General features: G+C 43.5%; 10 protein-coding genes. 9 read left to right on the forward strand and 1 reads right to left on the reverse strand.

The genetic code is table 11. The features are described from left to right. Nucleotides 1-257 precede the first annotated feature (257 nt). Genes fabF through IHV11_RS00445 form a run of 8 tightly spaced genes read left to right on the forward strand, consistent with a single transcriptional unit; the run spans nt 258 to nt 19,232 of the window. Complete coding sequence (gene fabF, locus IHV11_RS00410) at nt 258-1,511, forward strand: beta-ketoacyl-ACP synthase II (protein ID WP_197193402.1); 1,254 nt, start codon at nt 258-260, stop codon at nt 1,509-1,511. Continuing rightward, nucleotides 1,512-9,581 carry a non-ribosomal peptide synthetase gene (locus tag IHV11_RS00415; protein ID WP_197193403.1) on the forward strand — a complete coding sequence of 2,690 codons (8,070 nt, stop codon included), beginning with the start codon at nt 1,512-1,514 and terminating at the stop codon, nt 9,579-9,581. Between the two features lie 14 nt (nt 9,582-9,595). Continuing rightward, nucleotides 9,596-13,522, forward strand: coding sequence for a non-ribosomal peptide synthetase (locus IHV11_RS00420; protein WP_197193404.1), 3,927 nt, complete (start codon nt 9,596-9,598; stop codon nt 13,520-13,522). A 2-nt stretch (nt 13,523-13,524) separates the two neighbouring features. Beyond that, nucleotides 13,525-15,024, forward strand: a complete 1,500-nt coding sequence (locus IHV11_RS00425; RefSeq protein WP_197193405.1) for a lyase family protein — start codon at nt 13,525-13,527, stop codon at nt 15,022-15,024. Then, on the forward strand, nt 14,994-15,929 hold the full coding sequence (locus IHV11_RS00430; RefSeq protein ID WP_231620163.1) for a kinase: 936 nt from the start codon (nt 14,994-14,996) through the stop codon (nt 15,927-15,929). The genes IHV11_RS00425 and IHV11_RS00430 overlap by 31 nt, the downstream gene beginning before the upstream one ends. Beyond that, on the forward strand, nt 15,930-16,982 hold the full coding sequence (locus tag IHV11_RS00435) for a cysteine synthase family protein (RefSeq protein WP_197193406.1): 1,053 nt from the start codon (nt 15,930-15,932) through the stop codon (nt 16,980-16,982). Beyond that, complete coding sequence (locus IHV11_RS00440; RefSeq protein ID WP_197193407.1) at nt 16,960-18,186, forward strand: ATP-grasp domain-containing protein; 1,227 nt, start codon at nt 16,960-16,962, stop codon at nt 18,184-18,186. The genes IHV11_RS00435 and IHV11_RS00440 overlap by 23 nt, the downstream gene beginning before the upstream one ends. Next, complete coding sequence (locus tag IHV11_RS00445) at nt 18,183-19,232, forward strand: GntG family PLP-dependent aldolase (RefSeq protein ID WP_197193408.1); 1,050 nt, start codon at nt 18,183-18,185, stop codon at nt 19,230-19,232. The genes IHV11_RS00440 and IHV11_RS00445 overlap by 4 nt, the downstream gene beginning before the upstream one ends. A 2-nt stretch (nt 19,233-19,234) precedes the next feature. On the opposite strand, the gene IHV11_RS00450 is transcribed toward IHV11_RS00445, so the two are convergent. Then, on the reverse strand, nt 19,235-20,236 hold the full coding sequence (locus IHV11_RS00450) for a tetratricopeptide repeat protein (RefSeq protein ID WP_197193409.1): 1,002 nt from the start codon (nt 20,234-20,236) through the stop codon (nt 19,235-19,237). Nucleotides 20,237-20,348: 112 nt separating this feature from the next. Here IHV11_RS00450 and IHV11_RS21320 point away from each other — a divergent pair, with 112 nt between their 5' ends. Further along, a complete protein-coding gene (locus IHV11_RS21320) occupies nt 20,349-20,477 on the forward strand; it encodes a hypothetical protein (RefSeq protein WP_255547200.1) in 129 nt (42 codons plus the stop codon). Nucleotides 20,478-20,500: the final 23 nt, after the last annotated feature.

Consider the following 20,500-nt stretch of genomic DNA (forward strand, 5'->3'; position numbering starts at 1 on the left):
GTGTTAATGCTTTTCTAGCCACTTAATCAACTCTTTAGCGACAATACTTTGCTGTGTTTTAGCTGAAATGTCACTTCATTATCCCCTTTTTGTTTTCCATACATGCCGATTGAGCATGATTTCCGCCCTGAATTTCAATAAAAAACAAAAAAACTTGTTGATCTTACCTTGAACCTTAAAGTTGCGGAAATTACGGATGTAGTGATTAACGTAATATTTGTAGAATTGACATGATATTAGTGAAGAAGGAGCTACTTATGCGAAAAAAAGTGGTTATAACGGGAATGGGAATCATCTCACCAATCGGTCATACCCTTGACTCTTTTTGGTTCAACTTGAGTAAAGGAGTCAGTGGGATTGATTATATCCAATCTTTTGACACATCGACCTTTTCCTCAAGAATCGGAGGAGAAATAAAGAATTTTGATCCGACCGAATATCTATCTTCTAAAGAGATTAATCGAACGGATACATTCACACATTATGCTTTGGCAGCTACTCGTGAAGCTGTTGAACAAGCTTCACTAGATATGAAAGAACTCGACCCGTTTAGTGTAGGCGTCTTAGTGGGGTCAGGTTCAGGCGGGACAGGCATGATCCTTGAAAACCATCAGACATTACTCACGAAAGGAGCAAGAAGAGTCAGTCCTTATCTTGCATCTGGGATGCTCATCAACTCAAGCGTAAGTGAGATCGCAATTAAACTTGGCGCAAAAGGAAAGAGTGGTTCTTTCGTTACTGCTTGTGCGGCAAGCAGCAACTGTATCGGTGAAGCGATGCGTGCTATCCAATATGGTGATGCGGATATCATGATCGCCGGAGGAACTGAAGGAGCCATCACACCACTGGATCTGGCATCGTTCACTAAGATAAAAGCATTGTCTACACGAAATGACTCTCCACAAGAAGCCAGCCGGCCTTTCGATCGTTCTCGGGACGGCTTCGTGATCGGATCAGGTGGAGGGATCGTCGTTTTAGAGTCAGAAGAATCAGCGCTACGTCGTGGAGTTCCTATCATCGCTGAACTCGCAGGGTACGGAGCTACTAACGATGCATACGGTGTAACCGCTCCTGACCCCGAAGGACATGGTGTCATCATGGCCATGAAACGAGCGATACAAGATGCGAACCTCACACCTGATGACATCGACTACGTTAACGCGCATGGCACGAGTACCAAATTGAATGATCAATCGGAAACGTACGCGATAAAAAAAGTGTTTGGTGAACGAGCCTACGAGTTACCGATCAGTTCAATCAAATCGATGACCGGCCATTTACTAGGTGGTGCTGGGGCAGCCGAACTGATTGCCAGTGTGTTATCCATACAGAACAAATTGGTACCGCCGACCATCAATCATACAGAACCTGATGAAGATATGAACTTAAACTTTGTGCCTAACCGAGCGCAGAACCATCGCATCAGAACGGTTTTGAGTAATTCTTTTGGTTTTGGAGGACATAACGCTTGTTTAGTCGTGAAAGAGTGGAAAGAGGAGAGGGAAGTCTAGATGGATACTGTTTTTACTCACGTGTTAGAAGGAAGAAAAGAAACGTTTTCAAATGATGATGCCTGTATTCATCAATTAATCGAACAACAAGTAGAAAGAACGCCTGATCATGTCGCGGTCTTCTTTCAAGATGAGTCACTTACGTATAGAGAGTTGAACGACAGCGCAAATCAAGTGGCTCACCTGTTACTAGATAAAGGACTCAAGCGAGAGGAACCTGTCATTGTCAGTCTTGAGCGATCACTGGAGATGGTCATCGCGTTACTTGGAATCTTAAAAGCGGGAGGCGCATATGTTCCCGTCGATCCGACTTTTCCTATCGCAAGGATTCAAGGATTGGTCAGTGAGTTAGGACAACCATTCGTTTTAACAGCGAATAAGTACCAATCTCTTTTTGAGGTTTGTGATGTTGTTTGCTTAGACACGTTTTCATGGAGTGAGAAGCTGATCGCAAATCCTGAGGTGGAGATGGACGAAGATTCTCTCATGTACATCATCTATACCTCTGGCTCTACCGGCAAACCAAAAGGCGTCATGAACACGCACCGAGCACTCAATAATAGGTTGCAGTGGATGCAGCGTGAGTTTTTACTCGACGGTAACGACCGGATTCTGCAGAAGACACCGTATAGTTTCGATGTATCCGTTTGGGAGTTCTTTTGGCCGTTGATGGAAGGTGCATCGATCGTCATGGCCAAATCAGAAGGACATAAGGATCCGGATTATTTATATCAAACGATTCAAGAATATAGGGTGACGACTCTTCATTTTGTTCCATCGATGCTTCAACTCTTCTTGGATGCTGTTCCCGATCTTTCTCAAACTTCTATAAAGAGGGTGATCTGTAGCGGAGAGGCATTAAAGAAGTCGACAGAGAAGCAATTTTTCAATCAATCGACAGATGTAGAGCTTTATAACTTGTACGGACCGACAGAAGCAGCGATCGACGTTTCATATTGGAGATGTACGACGGATGACAGAAGTTCTTCTGTTCCGATCGGTTACCCCATCAGTAACATCGATCTCTATCTTTTAGATGAAAAGATGCGACCAGTGGCTCAAGGGGAGAGCGGGGAACTGTATATCGGTGGAGTGGGACTTGCGACCGGTTATTACGGACAACCGACTCTAACGAGCGAACGATTCATCCCGAACCCTTTTAAAACGGGTGAGAAATTGTATAAGACAGGAGACCTCTGTCGCCTGCGTAGAGATGGAGCGATCGATTATATCGGTCGCAACGATTTTCAAGTTAAGATCAACGGTTTACGAATAGAACTCGGTGAGATCGAACATGCTCTTGAGAACATTGACCTCATTAAGCAGAGTGTCGTTATGGCAGTTACAGAAGGTACACGACAGTTTTTGACCGCTTACCTCGTATTAGAGAAGAAGCAAGATTTTGTAGAAGAAGCAGTACGATCGCAACTGATGAGCGTACTGCCTGAATATATGATTCCTACTCTGTTCGTCTGTTTAGAAAAACTTCCGCTATCAATAAACGGAAAAGTGGATCGTGCAGCGCTTCCTCGTCCTATCCTGAAGAAGGAAATGAATGATTCTGAAACGTTGACTGAGACGGAATTGTTTATCGCAAGTGTCTGGAAAGATGATTTAGGAGTTTCTTCGTCTCTTCATCAATCCTTTTTATACATAGGTGGAAACTCGTTGTTTGCGGCACGTGTGGCTAGTCGTCTCAGAAAAAAATATCGCGTACCGATGACGATCCAAACAGTCTTCGAACATCCAACGATTTCTAGTCTAGCATCTTATGTGGACAACAAGAGTGTGATGCTAGAAGACGAAGACCTACAATTTGTGAGTGAGAGCTGTAATACCCTCTCTGACGCACAGAAGAGGCTCTGGTTCCTCAACGAGTTCGAGGGTGCTTCTTCTCTTTATAACCTTCCTAGTTTTGTAGATATAGAAGGAGACCTCAGACTACAAGATTTTAAGAGTAGTCTCGATCTTGTCATACAGAAACAAAGTGTACTTCAAAGCCGTTTTTTAACGAAAAACGGTGAGCCAATTTGTGTGATCGACGAAGGAAGAACAAGTGACTTGGTTATGTTGGACTATTCCATGTCTTCCTATGATCAAGCGATCAAGATGACCGAAGGTTATATGAGAGAAGATGCTGCTAAACTCTTTCACTTATCAACCGGTCCTCTGTATCGGTTTACCTTATTTAAGGTATCTGATACTCAGCATCGTTTCTATTTTAACTTTCACCACATCATCTTTGACGGGTGGTCAGAATCCATCTTCTTAAACAACCTTCTTTCAGCTTATGAGGGAGAGCCAGTCAAGGTATCTGGTAGTTATAAGGATTATATCAACTCTCAAGAACGTTATTCATCGACCACAGAAGCACAAGAAGAGATCAATTTCTGGAAACGTAAACTGAGTAAAGACACGCCATCCATTGAGTTGTTCAAAACTCAAAAACATAGAGAGAGCACTGGTAGTCCTGGTGATGAGGTAACTTTCGAGTTATCTAAGAAAGAACTTCATTCATTAGAAACGTTTTGCCAGAGCTCAGGAGTGACGCTCTACACGGGTCTCCTTTCCTTGTACAAACTCTTAATCTACAAGTTATCGAGTGAAAAAGATATCTCGATCGGTACACCTGTTGCGGGGAGGTCGTTTGAAGGAACTGACGACATCATCGGCATGTTTGTGAACACGATCGTCTTACGTAATCAGATCGAAGGGACGATGACGTTTAAAGATTTCCTTCAATCGGTAAAACACACGACGCTTGAAGCACTCTCAAACGATAAAGTGCCGTTTGAGAAGGTTGTAGAGGCGATCCAACCGAATCGAGCGTCGAACCAAAACCCGCTCTTTCAATACATGTTCGCTTTTCAGAACTATCCGGATGCCGTAACAACAACAGATACACTCAAACTGGGGCATACGGTCTTATTAAACAATCACACTTCGAAATTCGATCTAACTTTGTTTCTTGAACCTTCTGATGAAGGTCTTAAAGGGAAGTTTGAATATAGAAGTGACGTGTTCCAACAAAAGGATATAGACCGACTGGCTTCACTGTTTAAACAAATGTTTCAATTCATAGAATCTGAGAACCCGATCGATGAATGGTCGTTAGTAACAGATGAAGAACGAGAAAAGGTGATCTATGGTTTTAACAAGACACAGATGGCTTTTCCTGATGTTCATCTTCACGAACTGTTTGAAGGACAAGTTAAGAAAACACCAGATCACGTAGCAGCAGAATACGAGGGAGAAACGATCACGTACGGTGAGCTTGAAAGAAGGGCCAACCAGCTCGCTCATCTTTTGATACAAGAGGGCATCACCCCGGATACACCAGTCGGACTTGTGATGGGTCGATCCATCGAGCTCGTCATCGCGATGATGGGTATCTTAAAAGCTGGAGGTGCTTATCTTCCGTTAGATATCGAGGCACCCGAATCACGGATGAAAGACATCTTGATCGATGCGAACGCGCCGATCTGTATAACGAATCAAGCGTTAACTCTCGGAGAAGAAAAAGAGATCAACGTTTTGATGTTCGAAGAGATTCTGAGTCGAATGGATGATCTCTCGACTGAAAAGCCTACGGTCGACCTGTCACCTCTAAACTTAGTATCCGTGTACTATACGTCGGGATCAACCGGAAAACCAAAAGGCGTGAGCAGCACACATAGAGGCTGGGTGAACCGAGTTTGTTGGATGCAGAACAAGCACCATCTAAGAGAGGGTGAGACAGCACTTCAAAAGACGACATTGACGTTTGATGATGCGGCGATCGAATTCTTCTGGCCGTTGATGGTAGGGGGAAGAATCGCTCTGATCCCACCTGGAGCACATAAGGATCCTCATGAGATCTTACGTTATGCCGTCCAGTATAACGTGTCACTTCTTCAGTTCGTACCAAGCATGCTGCAGATGGTCATAGACGAGATGACGCCAGAGATGAAAGAGAAGCTTCAAAATCTTCGAGTCGTTGTCTCGAGTGGTGAAGCGTTAAAAAGCGAACTGATGAACCAGTTCTATGAAAAGATGCCGGGCCATCTATACAACACATGGGGTGCGACGGAAGTATCGATCGATTCTACGTGCTTTGATTGTCAAAAGGATCACACGGGTGGTTCATACATCGTGTCAGTCGGAAGACCGATCGATAACAACCGGGTGTATGCGCTCGATCGTTATCTTCAGCCGGTTCCAATCGGCGTGCCAGGTGACTTATATATTGCAGGCATCGGGCTTGCGAGAGGATATCTGAACAACCCTGAAAAAACAAAAGCTTCTTTTATGGAAGATCCTTTTTATCCTGGTGAACACATGTATAGAACTGGAGACCGCGGATATCTCACGGAAGACGGAAACATCATGTTCTTAGGAAGAGAAGATAACCAGGTAAAGATCCGAGGGATGAGAGTGGAGTTAGGTGAGATCGAAAATCGCATCCGCGAGATCGCCGGAATCAAAGATGCGGTGGTTTTGTTTCAAAAAGGAGATGTAATCTCCCACCTTATCGCCTACTACTCGAGTGATCAATTTGATCTGGATGGGTTGACTATCAAGAACAAGCTCTCAAAAGAGCTTCCTGAATACATGGTACCGAGCTTTTATATGGAACTTCAACAGTTCCCACTTAACGCTAACGGGAAAGTCGACCGAAACCATCTACCGAACATATCTGAATCGAACTTAGTCGTAAGCACAGAGTTTACGGTACCTTCAAACGATACGGAAAGAGAGATCTTATCGATCTGGGTAGACAAACTAGGCATCGATCATATTGGGACGAACGATAACTTCTTTGAACTTGGCGGACACTCTCTGTTAGCCGTAAAGATCATGGCAAGCATCAACAAAGCGTTTTCTTTAGCATTACCTGTAAAGGTGCTGTTCGACCATCCGACGATCAAAAGTCTTAGCGAAGTCATGAACGTTTACGAGAAAACAGATCTACTTACGATAACGGAACGAACAGATAAGACAGAAGTGTTCCCTTTAACAGATGCACAAAGAAGTATATGGTTTCTAGATCAACTCAACCAAGACAGCAAATATAACATGCCGCTCGTTTTGAGGTTCGATGGACTCATGGATCCCGAAAAACTTCAGAATGCGATCAACGCATTAATAGCACGACACGAATCTTTGCGGACTCGTTTTATTAATAGAGACGGTGAACCTCTCCAGATGGTAATGGATAGAGGGGAGATCGAATTGAACAGACGAAAGGTTGAGAAGACATCGATTCAATCGATCGTCCAACAAGAACTTCTTACTCGTTTCGATCTTACTCAAGGACCTTTGGTAAGAGCCACTCTTGTCGAGATGGTCGATGAGATGTATCTGATACTCACGTTCCATCACATAATCTGTGACGGATGGTCGCTCATGGTGATCAAAGATGAACTTATCAAGCTTTGTAACGGTGAAGAACTTTCGCCATACCCTGTGCAGTATCCAGACTATGCTCTCGCTTATAACGAACAAGTCGAAAGAAGCGAGAACAGTCAAAAACAGCTTCAGTACTGGAAAGAAAAACTTAGTGGACCCATACCTCTCCTGCAGCTGCCTCAAGATTTGGACGAAAACCGAAAAGGCAATAACACGATAAAACAACACGTGCCAAAACCGTTTTCTAAGATGATCAAGCAGTTCAGTAAAGACCAAAAATATACACCGTTCATCGTGTTTCTGGGCGCGTTTTATGCGCTACTCACAAGACTCTCAAGAGAAGAGGACATCATCGTCGGAACACCGATCGTCAACCGTCCTTTAGAAGAGCTGGAAGGGTCGGTCGGGCTGTTTTTAAACACCTTGCCATTACGAACGACGGTGAAGAACGATGTGGCTGTACAAGAACACTTGGACATCGTACGAGATACCGTCTTCCATGCTTTTCACAACCAAGATGTTCCGTTTGAGAGAATCGTAGAGACTGTTCAGCCTGAGAGGAACTTAAACCGTAACCCATTGTTTGATGTGATGATCAACTATCGCAGTTTTGAAGAGAAAACAGATTTTAGAGTCGGTGAGATGAATGTCCAAGAAGTGGATGTGGATGAGATTCAATCCAAGTTCTTCATGACGTTGTACATCGAAGAAACAGAATCAGAATATGTGTTAGACCTTTCGTATCAGAACAGCTCGTTCTCATCGAAGAGGATGGAGGCGTTCATCGAACAGTATTTGCATCTGTTAAGAACTTGTATCCAACAACCACAGATGATGCTAAAAGAATGTTCACTCGTAACACCATCGCTCTCATCTCTTCTACCTGATTTAGAGAGTCAGCTGGTCCCAAAAGAGTATCCGCGTATCACGGATCTGATAAGGCGTATTGGAGAGGGAACACCAGAACAAACGGCGGTTGAAGAAGACGGCAACAGTTATAGTTACAAACAGTTGAACCACGAAGTAGATCGAGTGGCATCAGTGCTTCTCTCCACTACATCACCAGGTGACGTAGTCGCGGTTTACGGAAAACGAAGTTATCATATGATCGTTTCTATCTTAGGCGTGTTAGAATGTGACGCTGTATTTTTAAACGTAGATGAGAACGTACCAAGTGTTCGTTTAAAAGAGATGTTATCGCAGTCGAACGTGAAGCGAATTCTTCTGACAGAGGAGTTGAACCCAGACCACGTATCCGTCTTAGATGAATTTTCGCTACCACTATCACGTTTTGATGAACTTAGTGAAAATCTCGTAGATCTCGCGATAAGACCGAAAGAGAATCGTGGAGCTTATCTTTTCTTTACATCAGGGACTACCGGAAAACCGAAAGGGATCTTAGGAACACATAACGGGTTGTCACACTTCTTAGAGTGGCAGCGTTCTAATTTTAAGATCAAACAAAGTGACCGGTTCGCACAGCTGACGAACGTGACGTTTGATGTTTACTTACGAGATGTTTTTCTTCCCTTAACATCAGGAGCGACATTATGTATTCCGAGTGAGCATGAAGACGTTCTGTCTTTTATAGAAGAACAGAAGATAACCGCGATACATGCGGTGCCATCTTTATCAAAACTCTGGATCAAGTCGTATGAGGGGAACCAATTGAGCGACCTTCGGTATGTTTTCTTTGCAGGAGAAGCACTTTCAAAAGAAGTGATCACGCTTTGGCATGCAAAAAGTCATGCGGAATTAATCAGTTTATACGGACAAACAGAAACGACACTCGCTAAAAGTTTTTATGAAGTATCAGGAGCCGAAAACTATGAACACATGCCTATCGGTCGACCGCTACCTGACACCCAGATCTTTATCTTAAACGACAGTGGAAAACTGACAGGGATCGGTGAAGCGGGTGAGTTGATCGTCCGAACGCCTTATAAAACGCTCGGGTATCTAGATGTTCAGGAAACGTTTGTAAAGAATCCATTTACGGATTGCGAAGAAGACAAGATCTATCGTACAGGAGACATCGGTCGATATCTGCCAACAGGAGAGATTGAAATACTCGGCCGTCAAGATGAACAGATCAAGGTCAGAGGCGTTCGCTTCAACAAGCGTGAGGTAACAGAAGCGGTCAAGCGAATTCAAGGGATCAAGGAATGTTACATCCTCGATGTAAAGGAAAAAGACGAGGTCACTCTATACGGCTATGTTGTGACAGATATTGTCACATCAGAAGAAATCCGAGAGCAGTTATATCATGTTTTGCCACTCAGTTTGATCCCGAACACATTCATCGTTGTTCCGTATCTGCCTGTAACCGTGAACGGTAAAATCGATAAGGCGGAACTGCTTTCTTATAAGAGTCAAGAAGTGGAAGTAGTGAAGAAAGAAGCACTTCCTCAAGAACTACCGATCCAAAAGATATGGGAAGACCTCTTAAAGCTTCCTCATATGAGTAACACAGATAACTTCTTTACCCTTGGCGGCCATTCATTGTTGATCGTGAAGATGATCGGTAAGATCAAAGATCAATTCGGCATCGAACTCTCGTTGAAAGAGATCTTTAAGAACCCGACGATCCATAGTATCGCTGAATTGCTGTCGAAAAAGAAAGTCAAACCGAAGGGTGAGATCAAGCGAGTGAAGAGGGTTAAACAAACTATCAAGAATTAAAGGATGTGCCAGCAATGACCGTTTCAACCGAAAGTGAGGTTTATCTGTTACCAACGTCTTTTGGACAGGACCGGATCTATTTCTTTGAGAAGATGTTTCCTAACAGTGCGACGTACAACATCCCTTTTATTTTTAAGCTCAGAGGAACCATCCAGCCACAAACGTTAGAAAAAGCGTTAAGTAGAATCGTTGAGAAACATGAGATCTTACGAACGACGATCACTGAGGTAGAAGGGGAGCCGATGCAGAAGGTTTCCCTCTCTCCTTCTCTCTCATTCAAACAACTGGATAAACGAGAGATCGAACGAACGACTTCGCTCGAACAATATATGCAAGATTTTGCGCTACGTCCTTTTGATTTTAAATCAGAATCACTCATCCGTTTCGAGCTTATCTGTATCAAAGAAGAACTCTACTATTTATTGATCAACGTCCACCACATCGCATTCGATGCTTGGTCGATCGATCTCTTAAAAAAAGAGATACTCACCCACTATACGAGCATTGAGGAAGGGACGATCGATGAAGGTGAGGAACTTGAGCTGCAGTATGGAGATTTTGCGGGTTGGGAAAGAGGTGAGATAGATGAAGAAGCAATGGAGCTCCAGATGGATTTCTGGCGTGGGTATCTAGATGGTGCGCCGCCACAGCTCGAACTGCCCACTGACTTCATCCGACCACTCCAATCCACATATGAAGGAGATAATGTAAGGTTCTCTATCCCACAAGAGCTTCTCTTGAAAGTAAGGGAATATGCGAAGAGTAACAAAGCGACACCTTATAGTTTTTTCTTAGCAGCATTCAACGTCTTGTTGTATCGATACACGGGACAAAAAGATATCGTGGTCGGCACTCCTGTTGCGAACCGTTCGGAAATATTTACGCATGACTTGCTCGGATTTTTTGTGAACACACTGCCGATTCGTTCCACGATCAACCCGTATAGTAAGTTTCCTAACTTTCTAAAGAAGAGCGTTCAAAACTTTATTCAGACGTTCGAGTATAGCAATGTACCTTTTGAGAGAATCGTACAAGCTGTAAACCCAGAGCGAATCACGTCCACACAGCCGATCTTTCAAGTCATGTTCACCTTTCATGAAGGTCAGAGAAACGATCAGAACGATTCGTTCCTCATCGAGCATGAGAAGATCTATACGAAAACATCAAAGTTTGACCTTGTTCTATACATCGGCTGCGATGACAAAGGTGGGATCGGTGAGATCGAATATAGTTCAGAGATCTTTACGAAGACACGGATGAAGAAATTTATCGCGCACTACTTGTTGTTGATCGAAGAGATCTTAAAACATCCTAACAAGCCGATCTCTAAGATGAAGATCCTGGACGATCATGAAAAGAAAGAGCTCACGCTTTTTAAAGAGAGTCATTATCCTACCAATCTATTTTTTCATGAATGGTTTGAAGAAACGGTGAGAAAGCACGAAGCAGCGTGTGCGGTTAAGGATAAGCTTGCAAGTTGGACGTATAAATACTTAAACACCAGGGCTGATCAGATCGCGAACGAACTCATCAAGCGAGGAGTTAGAGCACCTTCCAGGATCGGTATCCAGATGACGCGATCGAACGAACAATTGGCCGCTCTGCTCGCTGTCTTTAAGATCGGATGCAGTTACATCCCATTAGATCCTAGCCTACCTGTATCCCGAAGAGAATATATCTTAAAAGATTCAGGAGCTGTTCTCTTGATCCAAGACGAAGAGTACGAAGGAAGTGGGGTACCCGTCTTATTTACGAAAGACTGTCTGATCGACCAGGAAGTGTCTGTCCCGAAACTCTTAAGAAGTCCCCATGAAACAGAAGCTTACGTGATCTATACTTCTGGCACGACGGGTAAACCAAAGGGTGTCTCTGTTTCACAAGCTTCACTACTAAATCATATAAACGCCTATGTGGAAGCGTTTCCGTTCGTACAAGGTGAGAGGATGCTCCAAAACATCAATTATACGTTCGATGCATCGATCACGGAGATCTTTAGCCCGCTCGTTTCAGGTGCTGCTTTAGTCTTGAGCGACTCGAACTGTCAGTTCGATGTGGATTATCTCGCAGAATTGATCCGTAGCGAAGGAGTCACACGAGCCCAATTGTTTCATAGTCTCATAGAGAGGTTAATCGAACACCAATCGTTCACGTCAACAGAATCACTGCGCTATATCTTTACGGGTGGTGAAGCACTAAACCGCAGACTCGTCTTGAACTATTATGATCGTATGTCTAAAGGGGTACCACTCATCAACTTATACGGACCAACAGAGGCAACCGTGGCTTCAACCTATTTTTATACAACACCAGAGCACAAAGAAACGGTCGCACCGATCGGTATACCTTTTTCAAACTATCGTCTTGCGGTATTGGACGAAAATCAAGAATTGGTTCCAGTTGGAGTGACAGGCGAACTCTATATTGGAGGCAATGGGGTCTGTAACGGGTATATCAACCAACCTCAGTTAGACGAAACGTTCTTTTTGGAGTTAGACGTGTTGGGTAAGGTTGAAAGGTTCTATCGGACGGGGGATCTCGTGAAAAGACTCTACGACGGGAATTTGCTCTTTGTTTCTCGCAAAGATTCACAAGTGAAGATCAGAGGTTTTCGTATCGAACTTGACGAGATCAAGCAATGCGTTCTAAAGCAACAAGAAATTCAGGACGCAGCGGTCGTCGTAGAAAAAGTCGGAGAAGAGAAAAAACTGTTCGTATTTGCAGTACGCTCTGAAGGAAGCAGTTTTTCGGCAAACGCACTCAAAGATCGCATGAGTGAGGAACTTCCACACTATATGGTACCGAACGTCATTGTATTTATGGAAAAGATCCCGATCAACAAACACGGCAAACTCTTAAAGGCAGATCTACCCTTTTCAAAGAACGATCTTGTTCGTTCTTTGAAGAGGAGGCCGTCTTCTCTATTAGAAACAGAACTTGTCTCACTTTGGGAAAAGGTTCTTGGTACGAAAGACATCAGCATAGACGATGATTTTTTTGACCTTGGGGGTCACAGCATAAAAGTGATCGAAGTGGTCGGATATATCCGAAAGACATTAAAGGTCCAGCTTCCAATCTCGTCACTGTTTCAATACCGGACGGTGGAGACGCTTGCTAAACATATAAAAGAAAACAACTTCTCTGCTGGTAACGTGATCGTTCCCTTAAAGAGGGAAGGAAAGAATGCGCCACTATTCATCGTCCACCCAGGTGGTGGTGGAGCACTTTGTTATATATCGCTAGCGGACCATCTTAAGATCGATCACCCTATATATGGCATTCAATCCGTTGGTTATGATTCCGATGAATTAAGCCCACTCAAGACGATTCCCTTGATGGCGGAGCGTTACGTGGAGGAAATTCAGAAGATTCAGCCTTCTGGTCCGTATTTACTCGCAGGTTGGTCGATGGGAGGAACGCTTTCTGTTGAGATGACCCGTATCTTAGAGAGTCAGGGAGAAGAGGTCGCTTTTATCGGTCTGTTGGATGCTCATCCTTTCGATCATACGATGGTGGTAGAAAAAAGGGATCCACTCGTCGTTTATAGTCAGAACTTTGGACTCGATCCCACCGAGTTCGAACGCCTTAACAAACATGACCAGTACAGTTTACTGTTGCATGCTACTAAAGAGAGGAACGTACTTCCTCAAAACGCAGAACTAGAAGATGTAAAACGTATCCTTAACATCATGGCGATCAACAACCAAGCGAGCGATTATTATATCTTTTCAGAACCGATCAAGACCGATCTGACCGTCTTTTGTTGTAGTGAGCGTGATCCGAACCATTTTCATACCATCGTCGACCCTTCAGATTGGGAGAAGCGGACGACCGGTAAAGTAGAAGCGGTCTATGTTCATGGTCATCATAACAACGTGATGAGTTCTCCATATGTTCAATACTTAGGACAAAAGATGACAGACATGCTTAAAGGGAGAGGGTAGAAATGACAAGTCAAGTAACAGGGAGGGTCACGAGCCCTCCACATGAACGCTATACCGAGACGATTCTGTATCCACAGTTCGACTTTGAACTGAAAAATTATCTACATCATTATGTATCGATCGAAAAAGCACTCATACATGCTTACAAAAAGATGGATCTTATCACACAAGAAGAAGCGAGCGAACTGTATTATGCGATATCGGCGGTCGATCGAGAAGAGCTTCATAACAAGTCCAAAGAGAACTTAACAGACATCGCGCTCACTCTTGAGAAGTTCATCGATCAACAGATGAACAAGACGGTCACACGTTGGCACTTAGACAGAAGTCGTAACGATTTCCAAGCTTGTGCTCAGCTCATGTTCGGAAGAGAAAAGTGGCTTTCGCTCATCGAGAAGATGATAGGGCTCAGTCATCTCGTTCTATCAAGAGCGGCCGAATATCGAGATACCTTGATGCCTGGATATACCCATTATCAATCCGCACAGGTCATCTCGGTCTCTTTCTATCTTACTGCGATTAGTGAACACTTGATCGTCACACTCAAAAAGATGATCGACACACTCTACAAAATGAACGAACGATCCCCGCTCGGATCTGGAGCGATGTCTGGGCAAGAACTTCCGTTTGATTGTGACGTGATGGCCAAACAGTTAGGCTTCACATCATATGTGGGCCACGCGCTGGTCGGTGTTGCTTCAAGAGATTGGACGCTTGAACTGGCTGAGAACCTTTCCTTTTTTGGAAATAATATGAGCCGTTTTCTTACAGATTTAATCAACTGGGGAAGCAGTGAATACCAGTTCATCCACTTTCCCGATGAACTCTCTGGAATCTCATCATCGATGCCTCAAAAACGAAATTACCCCATCTTAGAGAGAGCACGAGGCAAGACCAGCCATTTTAGCAGTTATTATGTGGATATCTTATTAGGACAAAGAAGTACTTCGTACAGCAATCTGGTTGAGGTCTCAAAAGAAGCAGGGAAAAATGTTCCTCATCTCTTAAAAGAAGCCGATCATTTTCTTGATCTGTTGTTTTTGATCTTTGAACAGATGGAGTTTCATACGGATGTCCTCGAAGATCGTTGTCAGGAAGATTTCTTTGGCGGGTTCACACTCGCGAACCAACTCACGATAACAAACGATATACCGTATCGGAAGTCACAGGTGATCGCTGGAAAATTTATTACCGAAACGTTAAAACAAGGTCTCCATCCAAAAGAAGTGTCTGTTCAACTTCTTCAGGACATTTGTGAGCAATACGGATATGAGAACAAGTTGAGCGAGAAAGAGCTTCTGGGTACCTTTGACGCGAAGCTTGGGCTCACGAAGAAAATTTCAAAGGGCTCGACTCATCCTGATGCTGTACAACAGATCATCTTCATTCAGGAATGTGAACTTCAAATTCTTCAAAAGCGATTCGTAGAAAAATATAACGAGATCCAATCAGGGATCAAAGGATTGGATGAATGGATACACGAGAAGGGACAGATGGTATGAAAATAAAAGAGCCTCTACCGCTGTCTACAAAAAGACAAGGGTATGGAAGATCATGTGGCACGTTCGGGGAACTTCTGCAGGGAGTCCTGCCGAACGAACAAAACTTCCTAGTCACATTCCCGATCGAGATGTATTCAACCTGTACCTTCGTTCCGATAGACGGAGAAACACTCTCTATCATGCCAGAGGGGAAAGTAAAGTCTTTGCAGCTAGCTAAAAGAATCCTAGAATTCTATGAACTGCCGTTGGGTGGACATCTGTTACTCAACAGTGAGCTTCAGCAAGGAAAAGGGCTCGCAAGTTCGACTGCTGATATGGTAGCTACGGCTAGGGCGATTGAGGATTATTATGATTTTTCGATTCCCGTCATCCTCTTAGAAGATTTTATCAGAGAGATCGAACCCTCTGATGGCATCATGCATGCTGGGGTCGTGGTCTATTATCATAAAGAACTCCGATTAAAAGAAGCGTTAGGAGAATGTCCGTCGTTTACCATCCTTGGAATCGATGAGGGTGGGGAAGTGGATACCGTCCAGTTCAACCGAACCGCTAAACCTTTTACAAAGAGTGAGAAACAAGAGTACGAATCACTTCTATCTCAAATGTGTACCGCTTTTAAATCGAACGACCTCGAATGGATCGGGAAGATCTGTACAAGGAGCGCTATCTTGAACCAAAAGTTAAGACCTAAAAAGCACTTGGAACACTTGATCACGATCTGTCAGGAGATCGGAGGCATCGGAGTAGTGACCGCACATAGTGGGACTTATATCGGTATGCTTCTTTATGATCGAGACCCCCAGTATCAAAAAAAATTAAGTGAAGGAACGAACAGGTTGAAGGGACTTGGGTTCCCTGTACAATCTTTTCACTCTATCACGAGAGAGACGGAGGTATTGGCATAAATGGCTCTATCAATGATCGAACTAATCGGAAAGACCCCTCTCGTTCAACTGAGACGAGAAACCATAGAACATGCTTCTGTCTACGCCAAACTTGAAATGCATAATCCGTTCGGCATGAAGGACCGAGTAGCCAAACAAGTCATCTTAGAAGCAAAACGTACAGGAGAACTCAAAGAAGGTGCACCGATCGTTGAGAGTTCTTCGGGAACCCTTGCGATGGGGATCGCGCTCGTTGGAACCTACCTCGGACACGACGTTCATATCGTAACAGATCCGAGGATCGATCAGTTAACGTATACAAAGATGAAATCACTCGGTGTCCATGTACATATCGTGGATGAAATGGGACCGAGTGGCGGCTGGCAGCAGGCGAGACTTGATTATCTAGATGGTCTTCTAATGCGCTACCCGGATGCGTTCTGGCCGAAACAATATGAAAATATCGAAAACCCAAGGTCTTATCATGAACTTGCAGACGATTTAATCGCAGATATGGGTCACGTTGATATCTTGATCGCTGGTGTAGGTAGCGGGGGTTCGCTCTGTGGAACCGCAGAGAGACTAAAAAAGCACAATCCGAACGTGAAGATCATCGCGGTGGACGCTGCTGGAAGTTCCATCTTTCATCAAAACGATCGACCGGGTCGTTTGCAGGGCGGGCTCGGAAACAGCCTTCAGCCGAAGAACGTGAACTATTCAATCATCGATGAAGTTCACTGGTTAAACGATGAAGAAGCGTTCTCATGGACTCTCGAACTCGCGCGATATGAGAAGATCTTTGCCGGAAACAGTTCTGGAAGTGTGTATGCTGTAGCCAAGTGGATCAGTCGTACGGTCGATCCTAACACGAAGATCGCCTGTATCTTTCCTGATCGAGGGGACCGTTATTACACGACGATCTATGACGAGATGTATCTGAAGAATAAAGAGATCAACCCTTTTGCTCTTAATGATTCTCCTAGAAAAATTGAGCATATCCAAGATACGGATCAGTGGTCGTACATATTTTTTGAAAACGGGAAGTGCTTACATGAAAAAGCTATTGTTTATTGAGTCCAATACGACTGGAACAGGGATGCTTGCAATCCAAAAAGCAAGGATGTTAAACGTCGAGCCCCTCTTTATCACGAATGACCCGTCCCGTTACAAGGGTCTTCCTAGAGATTGTAAGGTCATCGTCTGTGACACGAACGATATCGAGACGCTTCATCACTCAATAAAAAAGAACGTGTCGCAAGAACAGATCGCAGGGATCACGACGACGAGTGAATTTTATATCCACACGGTCTCCCTATTAGCAGAGAGGTTCGATCTACCAGGGAACCCGGCGATCGCTGTAGAGGCGGTCCGAAACAAAGCTTCTGTGAGGAGCTGGCTGAAAGATGCGACACACCTCTATAAACCTTGGTTTTTAACGGTGGATTCTTTGGATCAGTTAAGAGAGAAAAAAGAGCTTCTCTCTTTCCCTTGTATCGTTAAACCAGTCGATGATAGCGGTTCGAATCGAGTGGTCAAGTGTGAGACATACGAAGCGGTAGAGAAGTTCGTTTTGAGTCAATTGAAGATCGAGAGAAACACGAGGAATCAGCTCGCGAAAAGACTCGTACTCCTCGAAGAATACGTGGGTGGACAAGAGTATAGTGTCGAGATGTTCTCCTTTGAAGGTGATCATCAGTTGATCGGTATCACAGAGAAGACGGTTGGGGAAGGTCCTTATTTTGTAGAGATGGGACACGTTTTTCCCGCTCCTGATCTTTCTCACGAGATGAGAGAAAGTATTAAGGTTGGAGCACTCGAAGTTTTAAACACGATGGGATGGAGAAATGGTCCGGTTCATATAGAGATCAAATTGAAAGATCATAAGATGTTTGTTGTAGAGATGAACGGAAGGTTAGCGGGTGGTATGATACCTGAACTCATCCGTTACTCAACGAGTACCGATCTACTCACACAACAGATAAAGATCGCAATCGGACAACCGCCCGAGATTAACAAGTTCTCTTCATGTTTTGCGGGGATCCGGTTCTTCGTTCCCCTGACTTCAGGGAGAGTTAAAGTGTACTCGATTCAGCAGCAAGAAGAGATCAAAGACGTGAAGATTAACGTAGAAGACGGTCAGTTTGTAGAGAAGGCAAAGAATGCTTACGGAAGGTTAGGGCATATCATCGCTACACATACAAACAGCGATGCGCTGAGAAATATACTAAGGCAAACTGAGATCGTCACAATAAAAGAGGAAGAAGGTGCTCTACGATGAACTATTTAAGCGATACCGTGACACTCCCCACTGACGAGATGATGAGGTCCATACAGAACGCGCACCTCGGCGATGATGTTTATGGACAAGATACTACCGTGAACGTACTTGAAGAAAAAGCCGCTTCTATGATGAACATGGAGGCTGCGTGTTTCATGCCGAGCGGAACGATGGCGAACCTTGCTTCTATCATGGCCCATTGCCCAAGAGGCTCAAAAGTACTTGTTGGTAACGAATCAGATATTTATATCTACGAAGCGGGAGGGGCATCCGTCTGTGGCGGAATCATGTATGAACCGATACCTACTCAAACAAATGGAGAATTAGCGATCGGTGATCTAGAGAAAGCTTTTCCTGTTGATGTCGATGACCCTCAGTTCGCCCTACCCGCACTCATCTGTTTAGAGAACACGCATAACCGCTGTGGGGGTAAAGTATTATCGGATTCTTACTTAAGAGAGGTTTATGAGTTCAGCAGAGAAAAAAATGTTCCGATCCATATGGATGGAGCCAGGATTTTTAATGCTGCGGTTGCTTCTGGTGTTGAGGTGAAGGAGATTACGAAGTATGCAGATTCCATCCAGTTCTGTTTATCAAAAGGATTATCCGCTCCTGTTGGATCGATCGTAGCTGGAAGTCATGAACATATTAAAAAAGTTCGGACCCTTCGTAAGATGCTAGGTGGGGGGATGCGTCAAGTTGGGATCATCGCAGCTCCCGCAATCATAGCATTAGAAACGATGATTCATAGATTAAGTGAAGATCACGCTCGTGCACGTGATCTTGCGATGGGATTATCTTCTATTAAAGGAATTACACTAGAACCTGAAGTTATTGAGTCTAATATCATCATGTTTAAAGTTGATCCGAACCTCTACTCGTGGCAAGAGTTCCTGAATGTGACAAGTGAGAAGGGAATCGTATTCTCAGAGATGGGTTACGGCCGATTGCGTGCAGTCGTTCATCGCCATATTACAGACGAGGACATCTTTAAAACGGTAGAGTCCGTCAAAGAAATCATGACTCGCTCTCTAATAACGAAATAGGTTTATCTTTTAGCATACTGTTCCTCAGTATGCTTTATCTTTTTAAATAAGGTTTCTGCCAACTCTTTATCTTCAATTCTTTCAATTCGTCTTATAGAATCTGCAACGAGTTTATCTCCTTCAGCACGGTCTCCTTTTAAGTAACAAACCTCAGCGAGCGCTCTCATAGTACGAAGTAAAAAGAGTTCTTTTCCTTCTAAAGAGAAGACAGAAATCGCGTCTGTGAAATATTTATAGGCATTCTCATAATCTTTTTGTACTTCGTAAACAATCCCCAACAGATGGTAGAGTTCTCCTTTTGAATAGAATAGATGGTTACTTAATAGATAATATTGTAGCCGGTAAGCCAGATCGATACACGCATCATATTGTTTTTTTAAATAATGGATATACGCCATATTATATGCCACTCGAGGGTACAGAGACTTATCTTCCACTGATAATAACGTTTCCCAAGCCGTTAGCCCTTTCGATAAGAATACGGCGGCTTCATCGTATTCTTTCGTCTCGATGAGAATGATAGCAAGAGAGTTTGCAATATTGATATCCAGTTCTGTGATCACTTTATGGTTTAGTAGTTTTCGTAATGCTCTCTCTGCTTTTTTAGGAAACCTCTCTTTCTTATGAGAGAGTATCGCCTTTTGCCACTCGATGAAACGGATAAAACTTTTATCTAACTGGTGGCTGTTTTTTCTTATATAGTTTTCTGCTTCTTCAATCACGTATTGTAAGGAGTTGAAATCTTGTTGGTATAAACTTTCGCGGCAAAGTTTTTTTATCTTTGAGACGTAGATTGCAGAGGAGTCTTCTTCAGGTGTAAGGACAAAATCTACAGAAACATTTAATTTTTGGCAAATATTTTGTAGGACATCAAGTCGTGGCAACTGAGTGGATTTTTCTATCCGGTAAAGAGTAGATTCGTCACAAATGTTCTCAGCTACAAATTGCCTAGAATAACCGTTCTTTTTACGAATCCATTCAATTTTTTGACCTATATGTTTCATTTATCCTCCTAAAAATGACAATTATGTAAGAAACCTGCGTAAATGCATATATAACTTAACATATATTTATTTGATAATGATACTAGATACTTTCAAAGGAGGAAAAGATAGGATGAAAAGACTAAAAAAATTCGTATACGCAGCAATGCTTTTAACCTTACTATTCGGTAACCCGGTGGTAGATAAGGCTATAGTAATAGTAAATGGACCGGTTGATGACCCGATCATCGGACACCACTAAGAAAACGTATCAACGTATGAGGT

The organism is Fictibacillus sp. 26RED30, from assembly GCF_015903845.1.
Classification (GTDB): domain Bacteria; phylum Bacillota; class Bacilli; order Bacillales; family Fictibacillaceae; genus Fictibacillus; species Fictibacillus phosphorivorans.